The organism is Photobacterium sp. WH24 (assembly GCF_019204055.1).
Taxonomy (GTDB): domain Bacteria; phylum Pseudomonadota; class Gammaproteobacteria; order Enterobacterales; family Vibrionaceae; genus Photobacterium; species Photobacterium arenosum.
This window is the reverse complement of sequence record NZ_JAGSOZ010000008.1, coordinates 147,730-163,846: the sequence shown is the minus strand read 5'-3', so window position 1 is coordinate 163,846 and position 16,117 is coordinate 147,730. Positions and strand designations below refer to the sequence as shown.

General features: G+C 48.7%; 12 protein-coding genes. 6 read left to right on the top strand and 6 right to left on the bottom strand.

What is annotated here, in order from left to right; all coding sequences use genetic code 11:
• Positions 1-270 precede the first annotated feature (270 nt).
• Both KCG43_RS11850 and KCG43_RS11845 read left to right on the top strand, forming a co-directional pair.
• Positions 271-675, top strand: coding sequence for a hypothetical protein (locus KCG43_RS11850; protein WP_218385068.1), 405 nt, complete (start codon positions 271-273; stop codon positions 673-675).
• 305 nt (positions 676-980) lie between these two features.
• Positions 981-2,651 carry a DUF342 domain-containing protein gene (locus KCG43_RS11845; RefSeq protein ID WP_218385066.1) on the top strand — a complete coding sequence of 557 codons (1,671 nt, stop codon included), beginning with the start codon at positions 981-983 and terminating at the stop codon, positions 2,649-2,651.
• A 105-nt stretch (positions 2,652-2,756) separates the two neighbouring features.
• On the opposite strand, the gene KCG43_RS11840 is transcribed toward KCG43_RS11845, so the two are convergent.
• Together KCG43_RS11840 and KCG43_RS11835 are read right to left on the bottom strand one after the other, a co-directional pair.
• On the bottom strand, positions 2,757-4,061 hold the full coding sequence (locus KCG43_RS11840) for a sigma-54 dependent transcriptional regulator (protein WP_218385065.1): 1,305 nt from the start codon (positions 4,059-4,061) through the stop codon (positions 2,757-2,759).
• Positions 4,058-5,875 carry an ATP-binding protein gene (locus KCG43_RS11835; RefSeq protein WP_218385064.1) on the bottom strand — a complete coding sequence of 606 codons (1,818 nt, stop codon included), beginning with the start codon at positions 5,873-5,875 and terminating at the stop codon, positions 4,058-4,060. Before KCG43_RS11835 ends, KCG43_RS11840 begins: the two co-directional genes overlap by 4 nt.
• Before the next feature lie 256 nt (positions 5,876-6,131).
• Here KCG43_RS11835 and pdxH point away from each other — a divergent pair, with 256 nt between their 5' ends.
• Positions 6,132-6,767 carry a pyridoxamine 5'-phosphate oxidase gene (pdxH, locus tag KCG43_RS11830; RefSeq protein WP_218385062.1) on the top strand — a complete coding sequence of 212 codons (636 nt, stop codon included), beginning with the start codon at positions 6,132-6,134 and terminating at the stop codon, positions 6,765-6,767.
• A gap of 42 nt (positions 6,768-6,809) precedes the next feature.
• Here the strand turns inward: pdxH and KCG43_RS11825 are convergent, their stop codons facing one another.
• From KCG43_RS11825 to KCG43_RS11810, 4 genes are all read right to left on the bottom strand, one after another.
• Positions 6,810-7,520 (bottom strand): PAS domain-containing protein, encoded by a 711-nt coding sequence (locus tag KCG43_RS11825; RefSeq protein ID WP_237795435.1) that lies wholly within the window; start codon positions 7,518-7,520, stop codon positions 6,810-6,812.
• Positions 7,521-8,083: 563 nt separating this feature from the next.
• Complete coding sequence (locus KCG43_RS11820) at positions 8,084-9,274, bottom strand: putative manganese transporter (RefSeq protein WP_218385060.1); 1,191 nt, start codon at positions 9,272-9,274, stop codon at positions 8,084-8,086.
• An 86-nt stretch (positions 9,275-9,360) separates the two neighbouring features.
• Positions 9,361-10,317 carry an AEC family transporter gene (locus KCG43_RS11815; RefSeq protein WP_218385058.1) on the bottom strand — a complete coding sequence of 319 codons (957 nt, stop codon included), beginning with the start codon at positions 10,315-10,317 and terminating at the stop codon, positions 9,361-9,363.
• A gap of 52 nt (positions 10,318-10,369) precedes the next feature.
• Positions 10,370-10,648 carry a hypothetical protein gene (locus tag KCG43_RS11810; RefSeq protein ID WP_192016131.1) on the bottom strand — a complete coding sequence of 93 codons (279 nt, stop codon included), beginning with the start codon at positions 10,646-10,648 and terminating at the stop codon, positions 10,370-10,372.
• A 399-nt stretch (positions 10,649-11,047) separates the two neighbouring features.
• Between KCG43_RS11810 and KCG43_RS11805 the strand changes: the two genes are divergently transcribed.
• The 3 genes from KCG43_RS11805 (at position 11,048) to KCG43_RS11795 (ending at position 16,045) form a co-directional block, all read left to right on the top strand.
• Entirely contained in the window at positions 11,048-11,833 is a 786-nt protein-coding gene (locus tag KCG43_RS11805; RefSeq protein WP_192016130.1) for an AraC family transcriptional regulator, read from the top strand.
• A gap of 370 nt (positions 11,834-12,203) precedes the next feature.
• Positions 12,204-15,314: a bifunctional proline dehydrogenase/L-glutamate gamma-semialdehyde dehydrogenase PutA gene (gene putA, locus KCG43_RS11800; RefSeq protein WP_218385056.1), complete on the top strand. Its 3,111-nt coding sequence runs from the start codon at positions 12,204-12,206 to the stop codon at positions 15,312-15,314.
• A gap of 29 nt (positions 15,315-15,343) precedes the next feature.
• Positions 15,344-16,045, top strand: coding sequence for an aldehyde dehydrogenase family protein (locus tag KCG43_RS11795; RefSeq protein WP_192016128.1), 702 nt, complete (start codon positions 15,344-15,346; stop codon positions 16,043-16,045).
• Positions 16,046-16,117 lie beyond the last annotated feature (72 nt).

The following is a 16,117-nucleotide window of genomic DNA, read 5'->3' as shown; positions in this document are numbered from 1 at the left end:
TAGGTCACATCTCGTATTTACACTGTAAATTACTGCATACTGGTTAAACTTAACTAGCGCCTTATTCCTGATGGGGTGGTTCAGCCTTTCATTTCCTGCATTACAAGGTTAGTATTTACTAACAAATTCTGATAAACAGTACTGAAAAAAGTTCAAGGTATTACCACTTAAACCACAAAATTAGACTAGAGTTATTTAACCTGAGCATGAAAAACGTACTGCTGATGGCAAGTACAGGATAATTATTAGAATGCCGTTAAGGGGTAGGATATGAGTTTAGTTAAGGTAGAAAGCAAGGCAATGAGATCCTTGTTGGAACCCGGCGTACGCATTGCCAAACCCAACATGACATTCAGCCTAGTGGCTGGCGGATTTGCTGCGCGATTATTGAAAAAAGCCAATAGCACGACAGAGCAGGCGGTTTCTGAAAGTGGCAATCTGGGGTTAAAAGTGCGGTTGAATAAGTTAAGTAAGAATTGCATCTATTTTTCAGCTATGGTGCCGTTAGACTTATCTGCGTCTTATCAGTTGCAAGTTCAGGGGCTGAGAATGCTTGACGGCTACCTGACGTCGGAATCATCTGATGATAACGATCTTCAATTGCCCTGTATTTATCAGTTTCATCCAAATGACTGGCTAACAGATGATGATTTGAATTGGTTAGGGATAGATTAATTTTTGTTTGAGACGCTTTTTGCGGGCGAGCAAGGTTATCCTTGTTCGCTTTATTCTTTATCTCTCTTTCCAATTCATCAATAACTCTGGCTGGGGTACGCCGAGTGGGTACGTTGAATAAGGAGTGGCGGTTTATTCTCTTATTGGCTTTTTATCTGGTTTCCTGTTTTCCGCTCTTGCTCCCCAACCACAAGCCCTGCTGTTGCTTGTTGTGCGAAGTGTGACTCCCTTCTATGTCTACTCGGTTGAAATTTCTGTAAGATTTACACTCAAACGGGCTACAGGCCAGGAAGAAGGAGCCTTCCATGACGGATTCAGTGCTTATGTTGGAGCCAGATGGCTCACAACTGCGTCTGGTTGTATCCAAACAAATGGAAAATAGTTGTCAGTCGCTACAGCGTACCGATATTGAATCGTTACTGGAGCAGTCAGATTACTATGCCTATAGTCGTCTCGAAGAGGCGATTCAAGATGCAATCGACTATTACAACAATTCGAAATCAGACGCTGGGCAGTCGGCATTTATTATTGCAGAGCGAAAAGATGTAGAGCTTGAAATCTCTATTTCAGACGACTGCATGTTTGCTTACGTCACTCTGACTGGTGCATACGGTGGCGATCGTTTAACAGCGCAAGGGCTGATAGTCACACTGAAGCAGCAGCGTATTCTGCGTGGTGTCAGCAAAAAACGCCTGCAATATCTCCTGCAGAAATCCTGGGAGCTCGATCCGGGTGAAACCTTCACACTGAAAATAGCGGCTGGCCGACCAGCCGTTGCTGGTACAGATACCCGCTTTGAACCTTTAGTAGCGGATGCCTCTCAGCGTATTCTTGCCCCTCAGGACAGTGATCACGGAAAAGTCGATATGCGTGATCTGGGTAAACTGATTACGGTTGAAATCGGCCAGCCTCTGATGCGACGCATCCCGCCCACTGCTGGTGAACCTGGTTATGATATCCATGGCAACGTGGTTGAGGCGATTGCGGGTAAAGTCATTGCTTTCGATGTTGGTTTAGGAACCCGGATTTCTGATTCCGACCACAATGTATTGATTGCCGATAAAGAGGGAACACCGCGGCACGGCCTGACAGGCATGGCGGTGGATGACCTCTTAACTGTCGATAGTGTGGATGTCACTACAGGCCATATCGATTTTAACGGCGCGGTACTGGTGCTTGGTGATGTCAGCTCAGGTATGAAGGTGAAAGCCGGCGGTAATATTACAGTGACAGGTGTGGTGGAACTTGCTGAGTTGACTGCCGGTGGAAATATTACGATCGCTAACGGTGTGATAGGCCGGCTACAGGATGGCAAACCGGCATACTGTCACTTGCAAGCGCTGGGGAAAGTCTCGGCCAAGTTCGCTCAGTACACGCAGATTGAATCTGGCACAGACACTGAGCTGCATCTGCATCTGGCACATTGCATGGTCAAAGCCCAAGGCGTCGTCAGGGTTATCGATCCTGCGCAACGTCACGGTACTGTGACCGGAGGGGTGATTGTCGCCGAGGGAGGTGTCAGTGCCAGGGTGTTAGGGGCAGAGGCCGGCATTGACACCCAGATCAAACTGTTAAGTCAGTTTGATGATCTCAAGGCTGATATGGACGCCTTGAAAGCTGAGATAAAAAATCAGGAAGAGCGACTACATCAAATTGTGCTGTTGCAGATGAAGCTCTCGAAAATTCCGAAAGAGAAACGCTCTCAGGAATTAGCAAATAAAGTGACAGACAGTAAAGGGCAGTTTATGGCGACGTTAGCTGAGATGAAAAGCCAGTACCAATCTTTGCAGCAAAGCTACCTTCAGCAGTTTTCTGCTGCTCAGGTTGAAGTGAGTAGCTTGATATATCCAGGGGTATCTGTTCGTATCGCTGACAAAGAGTTTGTCGCTGAGCGAGAAATGACAGCTTGCCGGATACATTTAGAGAAACAGAAGATTGTTTGTCAGCCACTGAGCACTACTCGCAGCCAGGTATGATACGAGAGATTTACAGTGTAAATAGCGTACTGACTGCTGACATCGGAGGTTTGTATTTACACTGTAAATCAGGATGTTCGGGCCCAGGTTCAGGTCGCTTTGCTGCTACTCTTTGAAATCCTGCTTATCTAAGCCATGTTTTTTCATTTTGTCATACAAGGTTTTTCTTGCCAGCGCTAATTCCGACTGTACTTCTTTTAAACGGCCATTGTGCCGGCGCAGTGCGTCACTAATTAAGGTAAATTCAAATTGGTGTACACGTTCACTCAATGAGGGAAGAGGGGCATCAAGATCGAGTGTTTGGTGTTGGTCAAAATGGCTACCAAGCAGTACCAACCTTTCTGACACAGATCTTAATTCGCGCACGTTTCCTGGCCAGTCGTAAGCAAGTAGCTTACTTTTTTGTTCGGCATTGAGTACGGGGGCTTCGATGTTATAGCGGGAAGCCGCAGTACGAATAAAGTTTTGAAATAATAATTCAATGTCTTCCTGGCGTTCACGCAATGGGGGTAATGACAGAGCACATTGCTTCAGGTGCTGGAAAAGCTCACGGGAAAACTGTCCTTGCGAGGTTAGCGCATCAAGAGAGCGACTGCTGCTGACTATCACGCGTATCTTGTTGTGGTTTGAATCTACGGCGAGCTGGTCTTGTTGTGTAAGCTGATAAAGTAATCGCTGTTGCGATACAGCAGCCAGCCGGTCGATATTCTCAAGATACAGTGTACTGCCTGTCGCATCTGACCATTTTCCGGCATAGCTGGCGTGCCCGAAGCACAACTCTTCAAATTGCTGTTCAGTCAGGTCCTGACACTTAAGCGATATCAAAGGCAGATGCTGCCTGGGGCTGTGGTCATGAATAAACTGTGCCACCATGCGTTTGCCTGTCCCTTCTTCGCCTTCCAGCAATATAGTCGATTCATCCGCCTGCAGCTGATATAAGCTTCGCCGAAGTTGTTTAATGGCTAAGCTGTTACCCAAAATACGAGGGCCTGGACTACTTTGCGATGCCAGCTCTCTTTTCAGTTCTCTGTTCTCAAGTACCAGTTCCCGCTTGTCACAAGCTCGCTTTACCACATCAAGCAGATGCTCGGTCGAGAATGGTTTTTCCAGAAAATCGTAAGCGCCGATCCGCATGGCATCAACGGCGGTAGAAATATCGCCGTGCCCTGTCAGCATAATCACCGGCAGCTCTGCGTCAATCGCCAATGCTTGTTGCAAAAACGTCATACCGTCCATGCCTGGCATATTAATATCTGTGATGATGACGCCGGGAAACTGATTGTCGAAAACGCTTAGCGCCTGGCGGGCACTGGAGAACAACTGAACCTGATAATCTTCCAATTCGAGAGTTTGTCCGAGTGAATCCCGGATAGTTTTTTCATCATCGATAAAGATGACTGGAGGTTTCATGCTGGTTCCTCTTTGCTCAGTGGCAGGCTGATTTGAAACTCGGCTCCACCGCCTGTGTGGTTATGTACGGTTAAACTGCCGGAAAACATATCAAGGATACGGCGACATATAGTCAGCCCCAGCCCTAACCCATCGTGTTTGGTGCTGAAAAAAGGCGTAAAGATCCGCTGTTTTTGCGTGTCATCCATGCCTGGGCCATTATCCCAAAGGGTAATGACAGCGCGCTGGCGGCCGGCATGCAGAGTAATACCGATTTTCTTATCGGCGACAAGCTCCTGTGCCTGAATGGCATTTTGCAGCAGGTTCACTATTACTTGCTCAAACTGCACCGCATCGATGCGGACAAAAACATCTTCAGTGAGATTGAGTTGCAGAGCGACTTGGTGTCTGGTCAGCGGTGCATGCATCAGTTGAATAGCATTGCGAATCGATTGGGCGGCATCGGTACTGCTGTTGAGTGATTGCCCTTTACGGGCAAATATCTTGAAGCGAGCAATAATGGTGGAAATACGTTCGTTTAAATCAATGACCTGTTCAAGGTTACTGGCTACCTCCTGATAGCGTTCTTTCTTTAACAATTTCAGGCCATTTTCACAGTAGGTACGCATTGCTGACAGTGGCTGGTTAATTTCATGATTGATGCTGGCTGAGAGCTCGCCCAGCATGGCCAGCTTGGCGGCCTGGATCAATTCGGTTTGTGTTTCTTTCAGTTGTGCCTGAGTCAGTTCGTATTGCTCAATAGTGTGCCACAACTCTTGGTTAGCCAGATGTAAATGTTGGGTTCTGTCTGCAACCTGATGCTCCAGCGTGTCGTTCAGTTCCGATAGCGCTTGCTTGGCACTGACTGTCTGCCACCAGTAAATCATGACAAGAATCAGCAGCACGTAAAAGGCGATAAACAGAAGAATGCTTTCAAATACATTGGTATAGATATGCATGCTGGGTGTAAAGCCATAGATTACCCAGCCTGCCGTTGACATATCATGGTGAGCCAGCAAAAAGGATTGGCTGCGTTGCCGTTGCGGCAGGTATATTTCAGCCTGCTGGTTTGTATTCAGTACTGTCAGGCTTGGAAACTGGGTCAGAGGACGCAATGAAGCATTACCGTATTGGCGGCTTTCTCTTACTTGCTGCTGCTGTGTAGCTGATAAGGGCACCAGGCTGTGGTATAGCCAAGTGTCAATTGAGCTGTAAAAAACGACGCCTTGAGGATCGCTGATCACGTACTCCAGTTCTTTGTATTGCCAGATTTCATCGACCAGATTGAGGTCTATTTTGATAACAATCACCCCCTCTATCTGCTTCTGAGTGTTAAAAACGGGGGCGGAGAAGAAATATCCCCGTTTGCCTGAGCTAACGCCAAGCGCAAAAAACTGACTGAGTGACCCTTTAATTGCATCACTGAAGTAGGGCCGGTAAGCGTAGTTATTACCAACAAAACTGTCGGCTTGTCCCCAGTTGCTGGCCGCCAGGGTATCGCCCTTGGCGTTCAGCAAGTAAATGGTGTCGGCACTTAATGTCTTTGCCCAGTAAGCCAGCAGAAGATTGGTTTGCAGCATTTTTGCATCGCGCTCGCGCTGAGGACTTGATTGTGCATGCAGCGAATCTAATAGCCTGGGATCATGGGCCAGCAACTGGGGTAACTGCTGGTAGCGGGTAAGGCGCTGGTCGAGTTTCTCGCCGAGTAACCGGATATCAGACCTAATTTGTTCTGATATCGTACGCGTAAAGTGCTGCTGGGTCAGGAAACCGATAAGCACAGAAAGTAGTATGCCCAGTCCGGCAATCAGGCTCAAGGTACGTGATTTTGGCAAAATCGGCGCTCTGTTTAAGTCAAAGTGGAATGTGCAAAATTAGCATCTTTCGCAGTCAGGCACTAAAGCTTATGGTTATCAAATTGATCCTGATCCTTGTCTCGCCTTTTACCATCAATAAAAACAGCTTACTTTGCAGGAGGTGCTTGTTTTTCCACACACTAAGGCGGACAATTTGCTGCATTAACCAGTCCTAGCCTGAGTTCACTGAACCATAGTGTTGGTGAGCTCTGGCAGTAAGTAAACGGAGAATACAATGGAGCTGTCTGATATTCGTCGCGAGTACACTCGGGGTGGGTTGCGCCGCCACGATCTGCCGGAACAACCGATTGAGCTTTTCAATCACTGGCTGCAGCAGGCTATCGAAGCGGGCCTGACCGATCCTACCGCAATGACGGTGGCAACAGTCGACGCAACGGGTCAACCTTTTCAGCGCATTGTATTGCTGAAACATTTTGATCAGCAAGGTTTTGTTTTTTATACCAACTTAAGCAGCCGAAAGGCATCTCAGATCGAGCATAATAATAAAATCAGCCTACACTTTCCCTGGCACCCGCTGGAGCGACAAGTTCATATTACCGGGATAGCAGAGAAACTGACCACGCTGGAAGTGATGAAATATTTCTCATCCAGACCTAAAGAGAGCCAGATTGCAGCCTGGGCCAGTAAGCAAAGCGCCAGGTTAACCGCTCGTCAGGCACTGGAAGGAAAATTCATGGAAATGAAAAAGAAGTTTTCCGCAGGCGAAGTACCCTTTCCTACTTTTTGGGGCGGCTACCGTGTGAGAGTGACATCAATGGAATTCTGGCAAGGTGGCGAGCATCGCCTGCATGACCGTTTCTTGTACGAGCGTGAAGCTGATCATTGGCATATTGACCGTTTAGCGCCGTAAACAGACACAGAAAGGCCACCGCTCGTGGCCTTTCTGTAACGGTTATTCTTTCAGAATGATGGATAGCTGACTGGTAAGCATGCTTTCAGGAATGTGCGAGCCAAAGCCGAGATCTAAAGCTAAATCGATCAGTTCATTTTTTGAATTAGCATTAAACTTTTCGCGAAGCTTAATCACGTAGTTTTCAACTGTTTTCACTGAAACATTGAGCACCTTAGCAATGTACTGAGGTTTTTTACCGTAAAGCAGTAAGAACAAGACTTCAGATTCTCGCGTATTAAGCTGCACCTTTTGGCGATGAAGGTCCAGGCTGAATGATTTTTGGTGTTGATCATTCAGGCCTGCAGCCCTGCAAATCCAATGACCGACTTCAAGAATTGCGGTATCTTTCAGTTCAATGCCGGAAAAGATGGTGCCGACGACTTCATTTTCTTCATTATGCCATGGCATTTTCGTGAACAAGTGCGCCCGCCAGTTACCATCAGAGTACGGGTGAATATCCAGTACTCGCATGCGTTTTCCGCTGAGCATGACTTGATTGTCCTGATCTCTGAAGCTTTCAGCACACTCAATGGTGGGGCTTGGCATGTCGAAATCTGTGCGTCCTGCACAGTCTAAATGGTGCCCTACACCTATAATTTTTCCATATTCATGATTGGCATAAACAAATACAGAATGTATATCTTTACAACCCCAACATCCAGGAAGCTGATTAAACATATGTAACAAAGTGGGATCGAGTGAATCTTTCACGCTTTACGCCAGAGTTTATTATTTTGGTGGGTGGATTAGGTCTGAGTTTAATGGAAGCGCAGAATGTTACAATATTAGCTGACTGAAAAATTAGACAAGTATGGAATAAAATAGAAAAAAATGCCGGCCAAACTGGCCGGCAAAGACAAGAGTTTAACTCCGAAGAGTTCAATCCTGTACGACGTGTAGAAGAGGTATCCAATCAAGTTTGCATCTTTGATAAGAGGGTATATATCAAAGAACCTCATTGGGATGTATCCGGTTAGGATACTGCAGACGATTTTAGAAAGGGTTTCCTCAACCGCCTACAGTTGCAACTATAGTGAAGAGGTCTCTTTTCGTTAAGGGGGGAAATCACCTATTGACAATAAGTGATGGTTGTGAACTGAGATTAATTACCGTTTGCAATATGACACCAGATGCTATTAAACGATAAGAATTGGATGCATAAGATAATAAAAAATCGACCAGAGGTCGATTTTTTTTGTGTTTTATCTCGAATAAATACGTCGGTAGCCCATAAATATGCAATCAGACAGTAAGTGTAAATGTAAAAAGTGATACTACTCAAAAAAATAATAATAACTGTAAGCAACAAATAAGGCAGGCAGGCTGGAATACACAGTAGCAATTAACGCAGCCTTGGGAGCGAGTGCAATGGCGGGAAAGAGCGCATCGCCATCATTGCTCAGCGCATTGCCCAACTGTGCCGACATAGGGATCGCGCCGTGAAGATAAAAGCTAGTGATGAGAATTTGCGGCCCGCAGCCAGGAATAAGACCAATTAATACACCGGCTAACGGTAGTGCAGCGCTCCAATGGCTGAGAGACGCTGCTATATCCCAGCCTGTCAGCTTGATGGTGACTTCAAAGCAAAGGAAAGCACCAATTACCCAGGTAGTGACAAAATTCGTGTCCTGAGCCACACGCTGAAACAGGCTGGCTTTATCAGATTTCGGATCTTCGGAAACGGCATCCTGATAACCCTGGATGTCGCGGCTAAGTGACCAGAGCAACATGGCGATCAGCGCAAAAAACGCCCCCAATACAGTGATGCTACCCTCGGGTAAATGTAACAGTGCATCTGTGTTGAGCTGAAACGAGCCCATTACAGCGATCACTGCACTGGGAATCAGCAGCCACTGCCAGAAGGTTCCCTGCCATCGAACCGCTGGTGCCTGGTAACGGGATGAGGTTGTGCGACAACAAGATGCCGTCGCTTCAGCGTTTTGGGGTTGCAAAAAGGCACCGCCATGAAGCGTATCGACCAGCCATCCACTGAGTATGCCAACCACTAAACCGATCATAATAATGAACAGTCCGGTGGCCGGTTTCGCCGCAAGTAAAAGAAAGGCGGCATCCCCCATAGTGGCTGTCAGCACAGCGACAACAGAGCCAAAGCTTAACTGACCTCGCACAAATTGCGTGATCACTATAATTGCGCCTCCGCAACCGGGTAAGGCACCCATAACAGATGCAAAGACAACCTGATATCGCCGGCTGCTTTTTAGCCGTAGGGTTAAAGCGGACTGATGGCTCAGCCTTTCTGACAGAGAATGATACAGTGCGAGAGTGATGGCGACGTAGGCGGCGACCTGCCAGAACGCATCAGCAAGCACACTCACTGTCAGCTCACGAGTCGCAGGTGCTGCCAGCATGGCTATCAGCAAGACGGGAAGCACAAGGCGTTTATTGGCGAGCCGCCAGCGATAACCCAGTTTTTGGAAAGGCGCGGATTTAACCTGAGATGTCATGGTCACACTCAAACGACACTGAATAGGAATAGTTCTTATTTAATATCAAATGAGAGTGATTATCAATTCTATTTTTGGATCATAAATCAGATAATTCCGACTGTTTTTAGCAAAGCCAGGCCAAGGCTGCAGGTGAACATAGAGCCAAGTGTTGTCATCGCAATGATATTGGCCGCCAGACTGGCGTTGGCCCCCATTGCCCGTGCCATGACGTAGCTTGCAGCGGCTGTCGGGGCAGCACTCATCAGAAAGATAATGCCCAGCTCTGTGCCTCGGAAACCGTAGCAGTAGCCAGCGAAGGTGATCAGTAACGGAGCGATGATCAAACGGGCACTGGTTGAGAGGTTGGCATTGCCTGATTCCTGTTTCAGCTGTCGCAGATCCAGGCTGGCACCGGTACACAGAAGCGCCAGAGGTAATGTCATGTCGGCAAAGTACCGGCCCGACTGCATCACAACATCCGGCAGCCGGAGATCGAGAAAAGTAAAAGGCAGAGCGCTGCAGATACTGATGATCAAGGGATTGGTGATGATCGACTTCACGACGAAACGATGATCAAGGGAAGCATTGGCAGCGCTGGAACGGCTGAGCGTGATCACGGCCATGATGTTATAAAGCACAGTGATCACGGCAACATAGAGGGCACCGACCACTATGCCGGGTTCGCCGTACGCATTTGCCACATAAGCCAGGCCTATGATACCCGTATTGGCTCGAAAAGCGCCCTGAACAACAACCCCTCGTTCAGATGGCTCCTTGATCATCTTTCCGGCAATCACTTCAAATAAGAGGAATATCGCAATGTTAGCTAACGCGGCAAAGATAAAGAGCTCCCCGCTGCCCAACTGGTGTACATCAGCATTGACCAGATTGAGGAACAATAATGTGGGCAGGGTAACGGTAAACACCAGCTTGGAACCGGCCTGAGTAAAGGCATCATTGATGATTCCCCAGCGTTTTAAGGCTATTCCCAACGCCAGCATGATAAAAATAGGGCCTGTAACGGTAAATGAAAATGAAAGCTGCGTGAGAAATTCGTCCATTACGTGTTCTTTCCACTCGGGTAAACAGCCATACGTTTTATCACAAAGCGGTTCAGGCAACAGCCACTAACCGGTTTATCTGTAACATTTTTTCGTTCTGTTCCCTTTCGCTGCTCGCAAAGTAAAGGATGGGAAAATATCTGTTACAAGCCGATATAAGCAGGGCGATTACACTGGAAAGATGATCAAGTAAGGATAAATAACGGCCATTGTCATTTTGACTGGAAAGATGATCAAGCAGGATCCTTGATAATCTGACAAACCAGAGCACACCATCTGCCGCAAACCCTGAAAGTATGATCAAGCGGGTTTGATTGAAAAGCTGTTCCATTGCTCATCTCGGAAGGAGGCTAAGCAATCAGATCGGATAAAAAATCAAGAGTTGTTTTTATATTGTATTGATTTTTAATGGTATTTTTGTTTTCTCTGCACGAGAAAACAAACGTCTTGCCCGTTTCCCTTTCAGCGCGGAGGCAAGGTGTTGTGGTGGCTGAAAATTCAGCGGGATAAAATCCAAATGACATTGACCGTAAAAAGTTGAGTCTTGATCACGCTTCCGAGGTGTTTTTGATCGAAATCGGGCTGTTGCGCTGGAAAGATGATCAAGGTGGCCTGGTGCGAGATCAACAGAAATTAGCCAGCCTCTTTTCATTGTCGGGGCTTATCTATTATGATTCGCCTTTATATCGCGCCAGATGGCATACCTCAATTATTCACGCAGGAAGAACAGATGAAGGATAGTACCCATCCGTCAGGGTTCAAACCGGCGGAAATCATGAAGTTGCCTGAACAGATGGATCATCACAACCATGGATATAATCAGGTAGTGATTGCTCTGTCCGGGCAAACTGAGTTTGAAGTTGAAGGTTATGGCAGTCTGGTCTGTCCGGGGCAGGGGTGTCTGGTGACGGCAGAATCTGAACATGGTTTTTCCGGTGTGGGCAACAATGAGATTCTGGTGCTGAATGTGTCTGTCAGTGACGCTGTACCCGACTATGGCGTCGAGCGCATGCAGAGGCTGTTCGAGCAATCCTCCTACTTTCATCTTGATAACCAGGCGCAGACGCTGATCCGCGCTCTTTCAGCAGAAATGCTCGGTAACCCGGACGACTGGCTGTTGAGTAAAGCCTGTACTGATACCCTGATGTGTGTTTTGCAGCGACATTTCAAGCCGCTGGCGTCTGAGCGCTATCTGCCGCGCCTGAACATGGATGTTCTTGATCATTACATCCATCAGCATCTTTCGCGCAAGATCACTGTCGCCCAGCTGGCAGGGCTGGTTTTCCTTGGTGAAAGCCAGTTTCACGTTGTTTTTAAAGAGCAGACCGGTGTCACGCCGCACCAGTATGTGCTGCAAAAGCGATTGGAGCTGTGCCGTCATCTGATGGAAGAGTCGCGCCTGAGTCTGGCCCAGATTGCTCAGGCGTGTGGATTTTCAAGCCAAAGTAATTTCACCCAGGCCTTTTCCCGCCATTTCGGGGTGTCACCCGCTAAGTACCGCCGTCAGTGGAGCTGATAGCCGGATTCGCTCAACTGTCAGCACAGACGTTGCTGACTGCCTCTAGCCGATAGTTGCTTATCTCACTATTTTCAACCACAGTTTTATGACTTTCCCTATCATTTGATAAGGGGATCGGGCATCAGAACCGACTGTTTGCTGTTTCTTACATCAATTAAATAGAAAACAGTATTTTTTGCTAAATACTTGGGTCTGATTTTGTTATAAAGCGGACTTTTTAGATAAATTATCGGAGTTTTTGGTAAGACTCTGGGACAGGTACGAAATAAAATCCCCCACTAAAGTAACACTGGTGTAACATTTATCCTGAATCACATGACAAACTGTGTTGATGGTTATTCAGGTCCACTATATTGAGGGAATGACTATGTTCAATGCGGCAGATGCCCTTCAGCCATCTTTTATTGAGCAACCTTTAGATGCACTATGGCAGCAGATTTCACCGTTATACTCGGTAGAAGAATCTGCCTGGCTGGAACAACTGTTGTCCCTGGCTGAGCCTTCTGAACAAGAACGCCAGTTCACTGTCGAGAAGGCAACACGCCTGATCGAGCAGGTGCGCGCAGATCGTACCGCGATCCAGATGATCGATGCCTTGCTGCTGGAATACAGCCTGGACACCAAAGAAGGCATCCTGCTGATGTGTCTGGCCGAAGCCCTGATGCGTATCCCGGATACGGCCACTGCTGATGCACTTATCCGCGATAAGCTGAGCGTGGCGGACTGGAAGTCTCACCTTAAAAACTCTGATTCCCTGTTTGTGAATGCTTCTACCTGGGGCCTGATGCTGACCGGTAAAGTCGTCAGCATGGAATCTAAGGAAGATGGCAGCCCGGCCCGGGTGATCAACCGTCTGACCAATAAGATGTCTGAACCTGTTATTCGCAAGGCGATGCATCAGGCCATGAAAATCATGGGTCACCAGTTCGTACTGGGACGGTCCATCGCTGAAGCGATGAAGAACGGTCAGGCCAAGCGTGATAAAGGCTTCACGTATTCCTTTGATATGCTCGGCGAAGCGGCGCTGACCCAGGACGACGCCAAGAAATACTTTAATGATTACATTGAAGCTATCGAGGCTGTGGGTCTGGATAATAAAAAGCACTCCAACTCACCTTGCCCGACTGTGTCCATTAAACTGTCGGCATTGCATCCGCGCTACGATGTGTCCAATGAAGGCCGTGTGCTGACAGAAATGTACGACACAGTGCTGGAGCTGCTGAAACGCGCCCGTGCGCTGAACGTTGGTATCACCATTGATGCTGAAGAAGCGGATCGACTGGAACTGTCGCTGAAACTGTTTGAAAAACTGTACCGTTCAGAAACAGTGCAAGGCTGGGGGCGTTTTGGTCTGGTTGTGCAGGCCTATTCGAAACGTGCTCTGCCTGTGCTGACCTGGCTGGCGGCGCTGAGTAAAGAGCAGGGCGATGTGATCCCACTGCGTCTGGTGAAAGGCGCTTACTGGGACAGCGAGCTGAAAATGTGTCAGCAAAGCGGTTATGAAGGCTATCCGGTTTATACCCGTAAAGAGGCGACGGATACCTCTTATCTGGCGTGTGCCCGCTTCCTGCTGTCTGCCCATGTTCGTGGCCTGATTTTCCCGCAATTTGCGAGCCACAATGCACACACTGTCACTGCCATTCTGGCGATGGCCACACACCGCGATTTCGAATTCCAGCGCCTGCACGGTATGGGCGATGCACTGTATAACCATGTGATGGACATCTACGGTGTGAATGTGCGTATTTACGCACCGGTCGGCAGCCACAAAGACTTGCTGCCTTACCTGGTACGCCGCCTGCTGGAAAACGGCGCCAACAGTTCTTTTGTACACCGCCTGGTTGATGCGCGCTGTCCGATTGACTCTCTGGTACAGCACCCGGTTGATGTGCTGCGCTCGCGCCCAACCCTGCATAACCACTTAATTCCTTTGCCAAAAGATATTTTTGGTGACGATCGCAAGAACTCGGCCGGTATTAACATTGAGATCGAATCTGAATGGACCCCTTTCCGTGATTCGGTCGAAGCATTCAAAACGCATCACTGGATAGCCGGCCCTATCGTTAATGGCGAAGTACAGTCAGGCGATATTTTCCACGTTACGGCCCCTTACGACCGTCGTGAATCTGTTGGTGAAGTGGCTTTTGCCTCAAGCGATCTGGTAGCAAAAGCGATTGATGTCGCCGCCGAAGCCTTCCCTGGCTGGTCTGACACTCCTGCCAAAGAGCGCGGTGCCTGCCTGCAGCGCCTGGCTGATCTGCTGGAAGAAAATACCGGTGAACTGGTCGCACTGTGTCATCGTGAAGCGGGTAAAACCATTCAGGACAGTATTGACGAAATCCGCGAGGCGGTAGACTTCCTGCGTTTTTACTCCCATCAGGCGGCCACGGAATTAGCGCAAGGCAAATCAGTGGTTGCTTTTGATGGCCAGTCACGCACCTTGTCGTATCAGGGACGCGGTGTCTTTGCCTGTATCAGTCCGTGGAACTTCCCTCTGGCGATTTTCCTGGGTCAGGTATCGGCGGCACTGGCAGCGGGTAACACAGTGGTGTGTAAACCGGCTGAACAAACCTCGCTGATTGCGTTCCGTGCAATCCAGATGATGCTGGAAGCAGGCGTACCTGCGGGTGTCATCCAGTTCGTACCTGGTCGTGGTGCGGAAGTGGGCTCAGTGCTGACTTCTGATGAACGTATTGCGGGTGTGGCCTTTACCGGCTCGACAGAGACGGCACAGCGCATCAACCGCACACTGGCGGCGCGTGACTGCGATCCTGTTCCTTTCATCGCGGAAACCGGTGGTCAGAACGCCATGATTGTCGACAGTACGGCACTGCCTGAGCAGGTTGTGCGCGATGTGGTTCGCTCGGCATTTGCGTCAGCCGGTCAGCGTTGTTCGGCGCTGCGGGTGCTGTTTGTACAGGAAGACGTGGCGGATCGCATCATCACGTTGATCAAAGGCGCTATGGCCGAATTGTCGGTGGGCCGTCCTGAACTGCACAGCACCGATGTTGGCCCTGTTATTGATAAAACCGCCAAGCAGAAATTGCTGACCCATATTGGCGCGCTGAAAAATCAGGCCAAAATGGTGGCTCAGGCCAGCATAAGCCCAGATTGCAGCCATGGTGATTTTGTTCTGCCGACGGCGTTTGAAATTCGCGGTATCAAGGTACTGCAGAATGAAAACTTCGGCCCGATTCTGCATATCGTGCGCTTTAAGGCAAACGAGCTGGATCAGGTGATTGACCAAATCAACCAAACAGGCTTTGGTCTGACTATGGGTGTTCACAGCCGTAACGAGCGTACGTACAGCCATATTGAACGCCGTGCCCGTGTGGGTAACTGCTACATCAACCGCGATCAGGTTGGTGCTGTGGTGGGTGTTCAGCCATTTGGTGGCCAGGGTCTGTCTGGTACAGGCCCGAAAGCAGGGGGCCCGCACTACCTGTATCGCTTCACTAAAGATGTGTTCACTGCGTAATGGCTGCCGGAATTGGGAAGGAAAGAAAGATGACAACTAGTATTCAAGCGCTCGTCGATCAGAGCAATGCAGCCTGGGAAAACTGGAATGGCCAGGGCTATGAAAAACGTATTACTAAGCTGACTCAGTGGAGCAGCACGCTCGACGCGGAAGTGGCAGCTATGGTGGCGTTTCAGTGCCGCAATGCCAACGAGCATGTGGCAGAAACGGAATTAATGCCAGGGCCAACCGGTGAAACCAATGAACTGTATTGCGCCGGCCGCGGTATTTTTGTGGTCACAGCCGAAGCGACAACCCCTCTGGTGGCAGTTGCCGGCCAACTGACGGCCGCTTTGGTAACCGGGAATACTGTGCTGTTGTCTCTGCCGGAAGGGTACGAGAAATCAGCTCAGCAAATTGTCACTGAATTGGAAAAGGCTGAACTTCCGAAAGGCGTTGTACAGTCAGTGAGCACTAACGAACTTGACGTGTTAGTACGCCATGCTGGTGTTGCCGGTGTGGTGTTTGCAGGAAAGCGCGAGACAGCTTTGTCGCTGTCCCGTGATTTAGCTGCCCGTGACGGGCTGCTGGGCCAGTTGATTGCAGAGTCGGATTTTGAATCTTATCCTGTGATTGGCAGCCCGACTTATTCGCTGCGTTTCGTAACTGAAAGAACACGTACCATCAATATCACGGCGGTGGGCGGAAACGCGACGCTGTTGGAATTGGGGAGTGGCGAAGAAGCACATTAATGTTGATGGTGACTGTTACCAGTGACTCGTGACCTGAACCGTCAATCGATGGATTGGCGGTTTTTTAACAAG

Excerpts from the sequence above, each read along its gene's own strand:
- KCG43_RS11850 (WP_218385068.1), top strand. The coding sequence starts at position 271 with ATGAGTTTAGTTAAGGTAGAAAGCAAGGCAATGAGATCCTTGTTGGAA.
- putA (WP_218385056.1), top strand. The coding sequence starts at position 12,204 with ATGTTCAATGCGGCAGATGCCCTTCAGCCATCTTTTATTGAGCAACCT.
- KCG43_RS11820 (WP_218385060.1), bottom strand. The coding sequence starts at position 9,274 with ATGACATCTCAGGTTAAATCCGCGCCTTTCCAAAAACTGGGTTATCGC.
- KCG43_RS11810 (WP_192016131.1), bottom strand. The coding sequence starts at position 10,648 with ATGGAACAGCTTTTCAATCAAACCCGCTTGATCATACTTTCAGGGTTT.
- pdxH (WP_218385062.1), top strand. The coding sequence starts at position 6,132 with ATGGAGCTGTCTGATATTCGTCGCGAGTACACTCGGGGTGGGTTGCGC.
- KCG43_RS11795 (WP_192016128.1), top strand. The coding sequence starts at position 15,344 with ATGACAACTAGTATTCAAGCGCTCGTCGATCAGAGCAATGCAGCCTGG.
- KCG43_RS11845 (WP_218385066.1), top strand. The coding sequence starts at position 981 with ATGACGGATTCAGTGCTTATGTTGGAGCCAGATGGCTCACAACTGCGT.
- KCG43_RS11840 (WP_218385065.1), bottom strand. The coding sequence starts at position 4,061 with ATGAAACCTCCAGTCATCTTTATCGATGATGAAAAAACTATCCGGGAT.
- KCG43_RS11815 (WP_218385058.1), bottom strand. The coding sequence starts at position 10,317 with ATGGACGAATTTCTCACGCAGCTTTCATTTTCATTTACCGTTACAGGC.
- KCG43_RS11805 (WP_192016130.1), top strand. The coding sequence starts at position 11,048 with ATGAAGGATAGTACCCATCCGTCAGGGTTCAAACCGGCGGAAATCATG.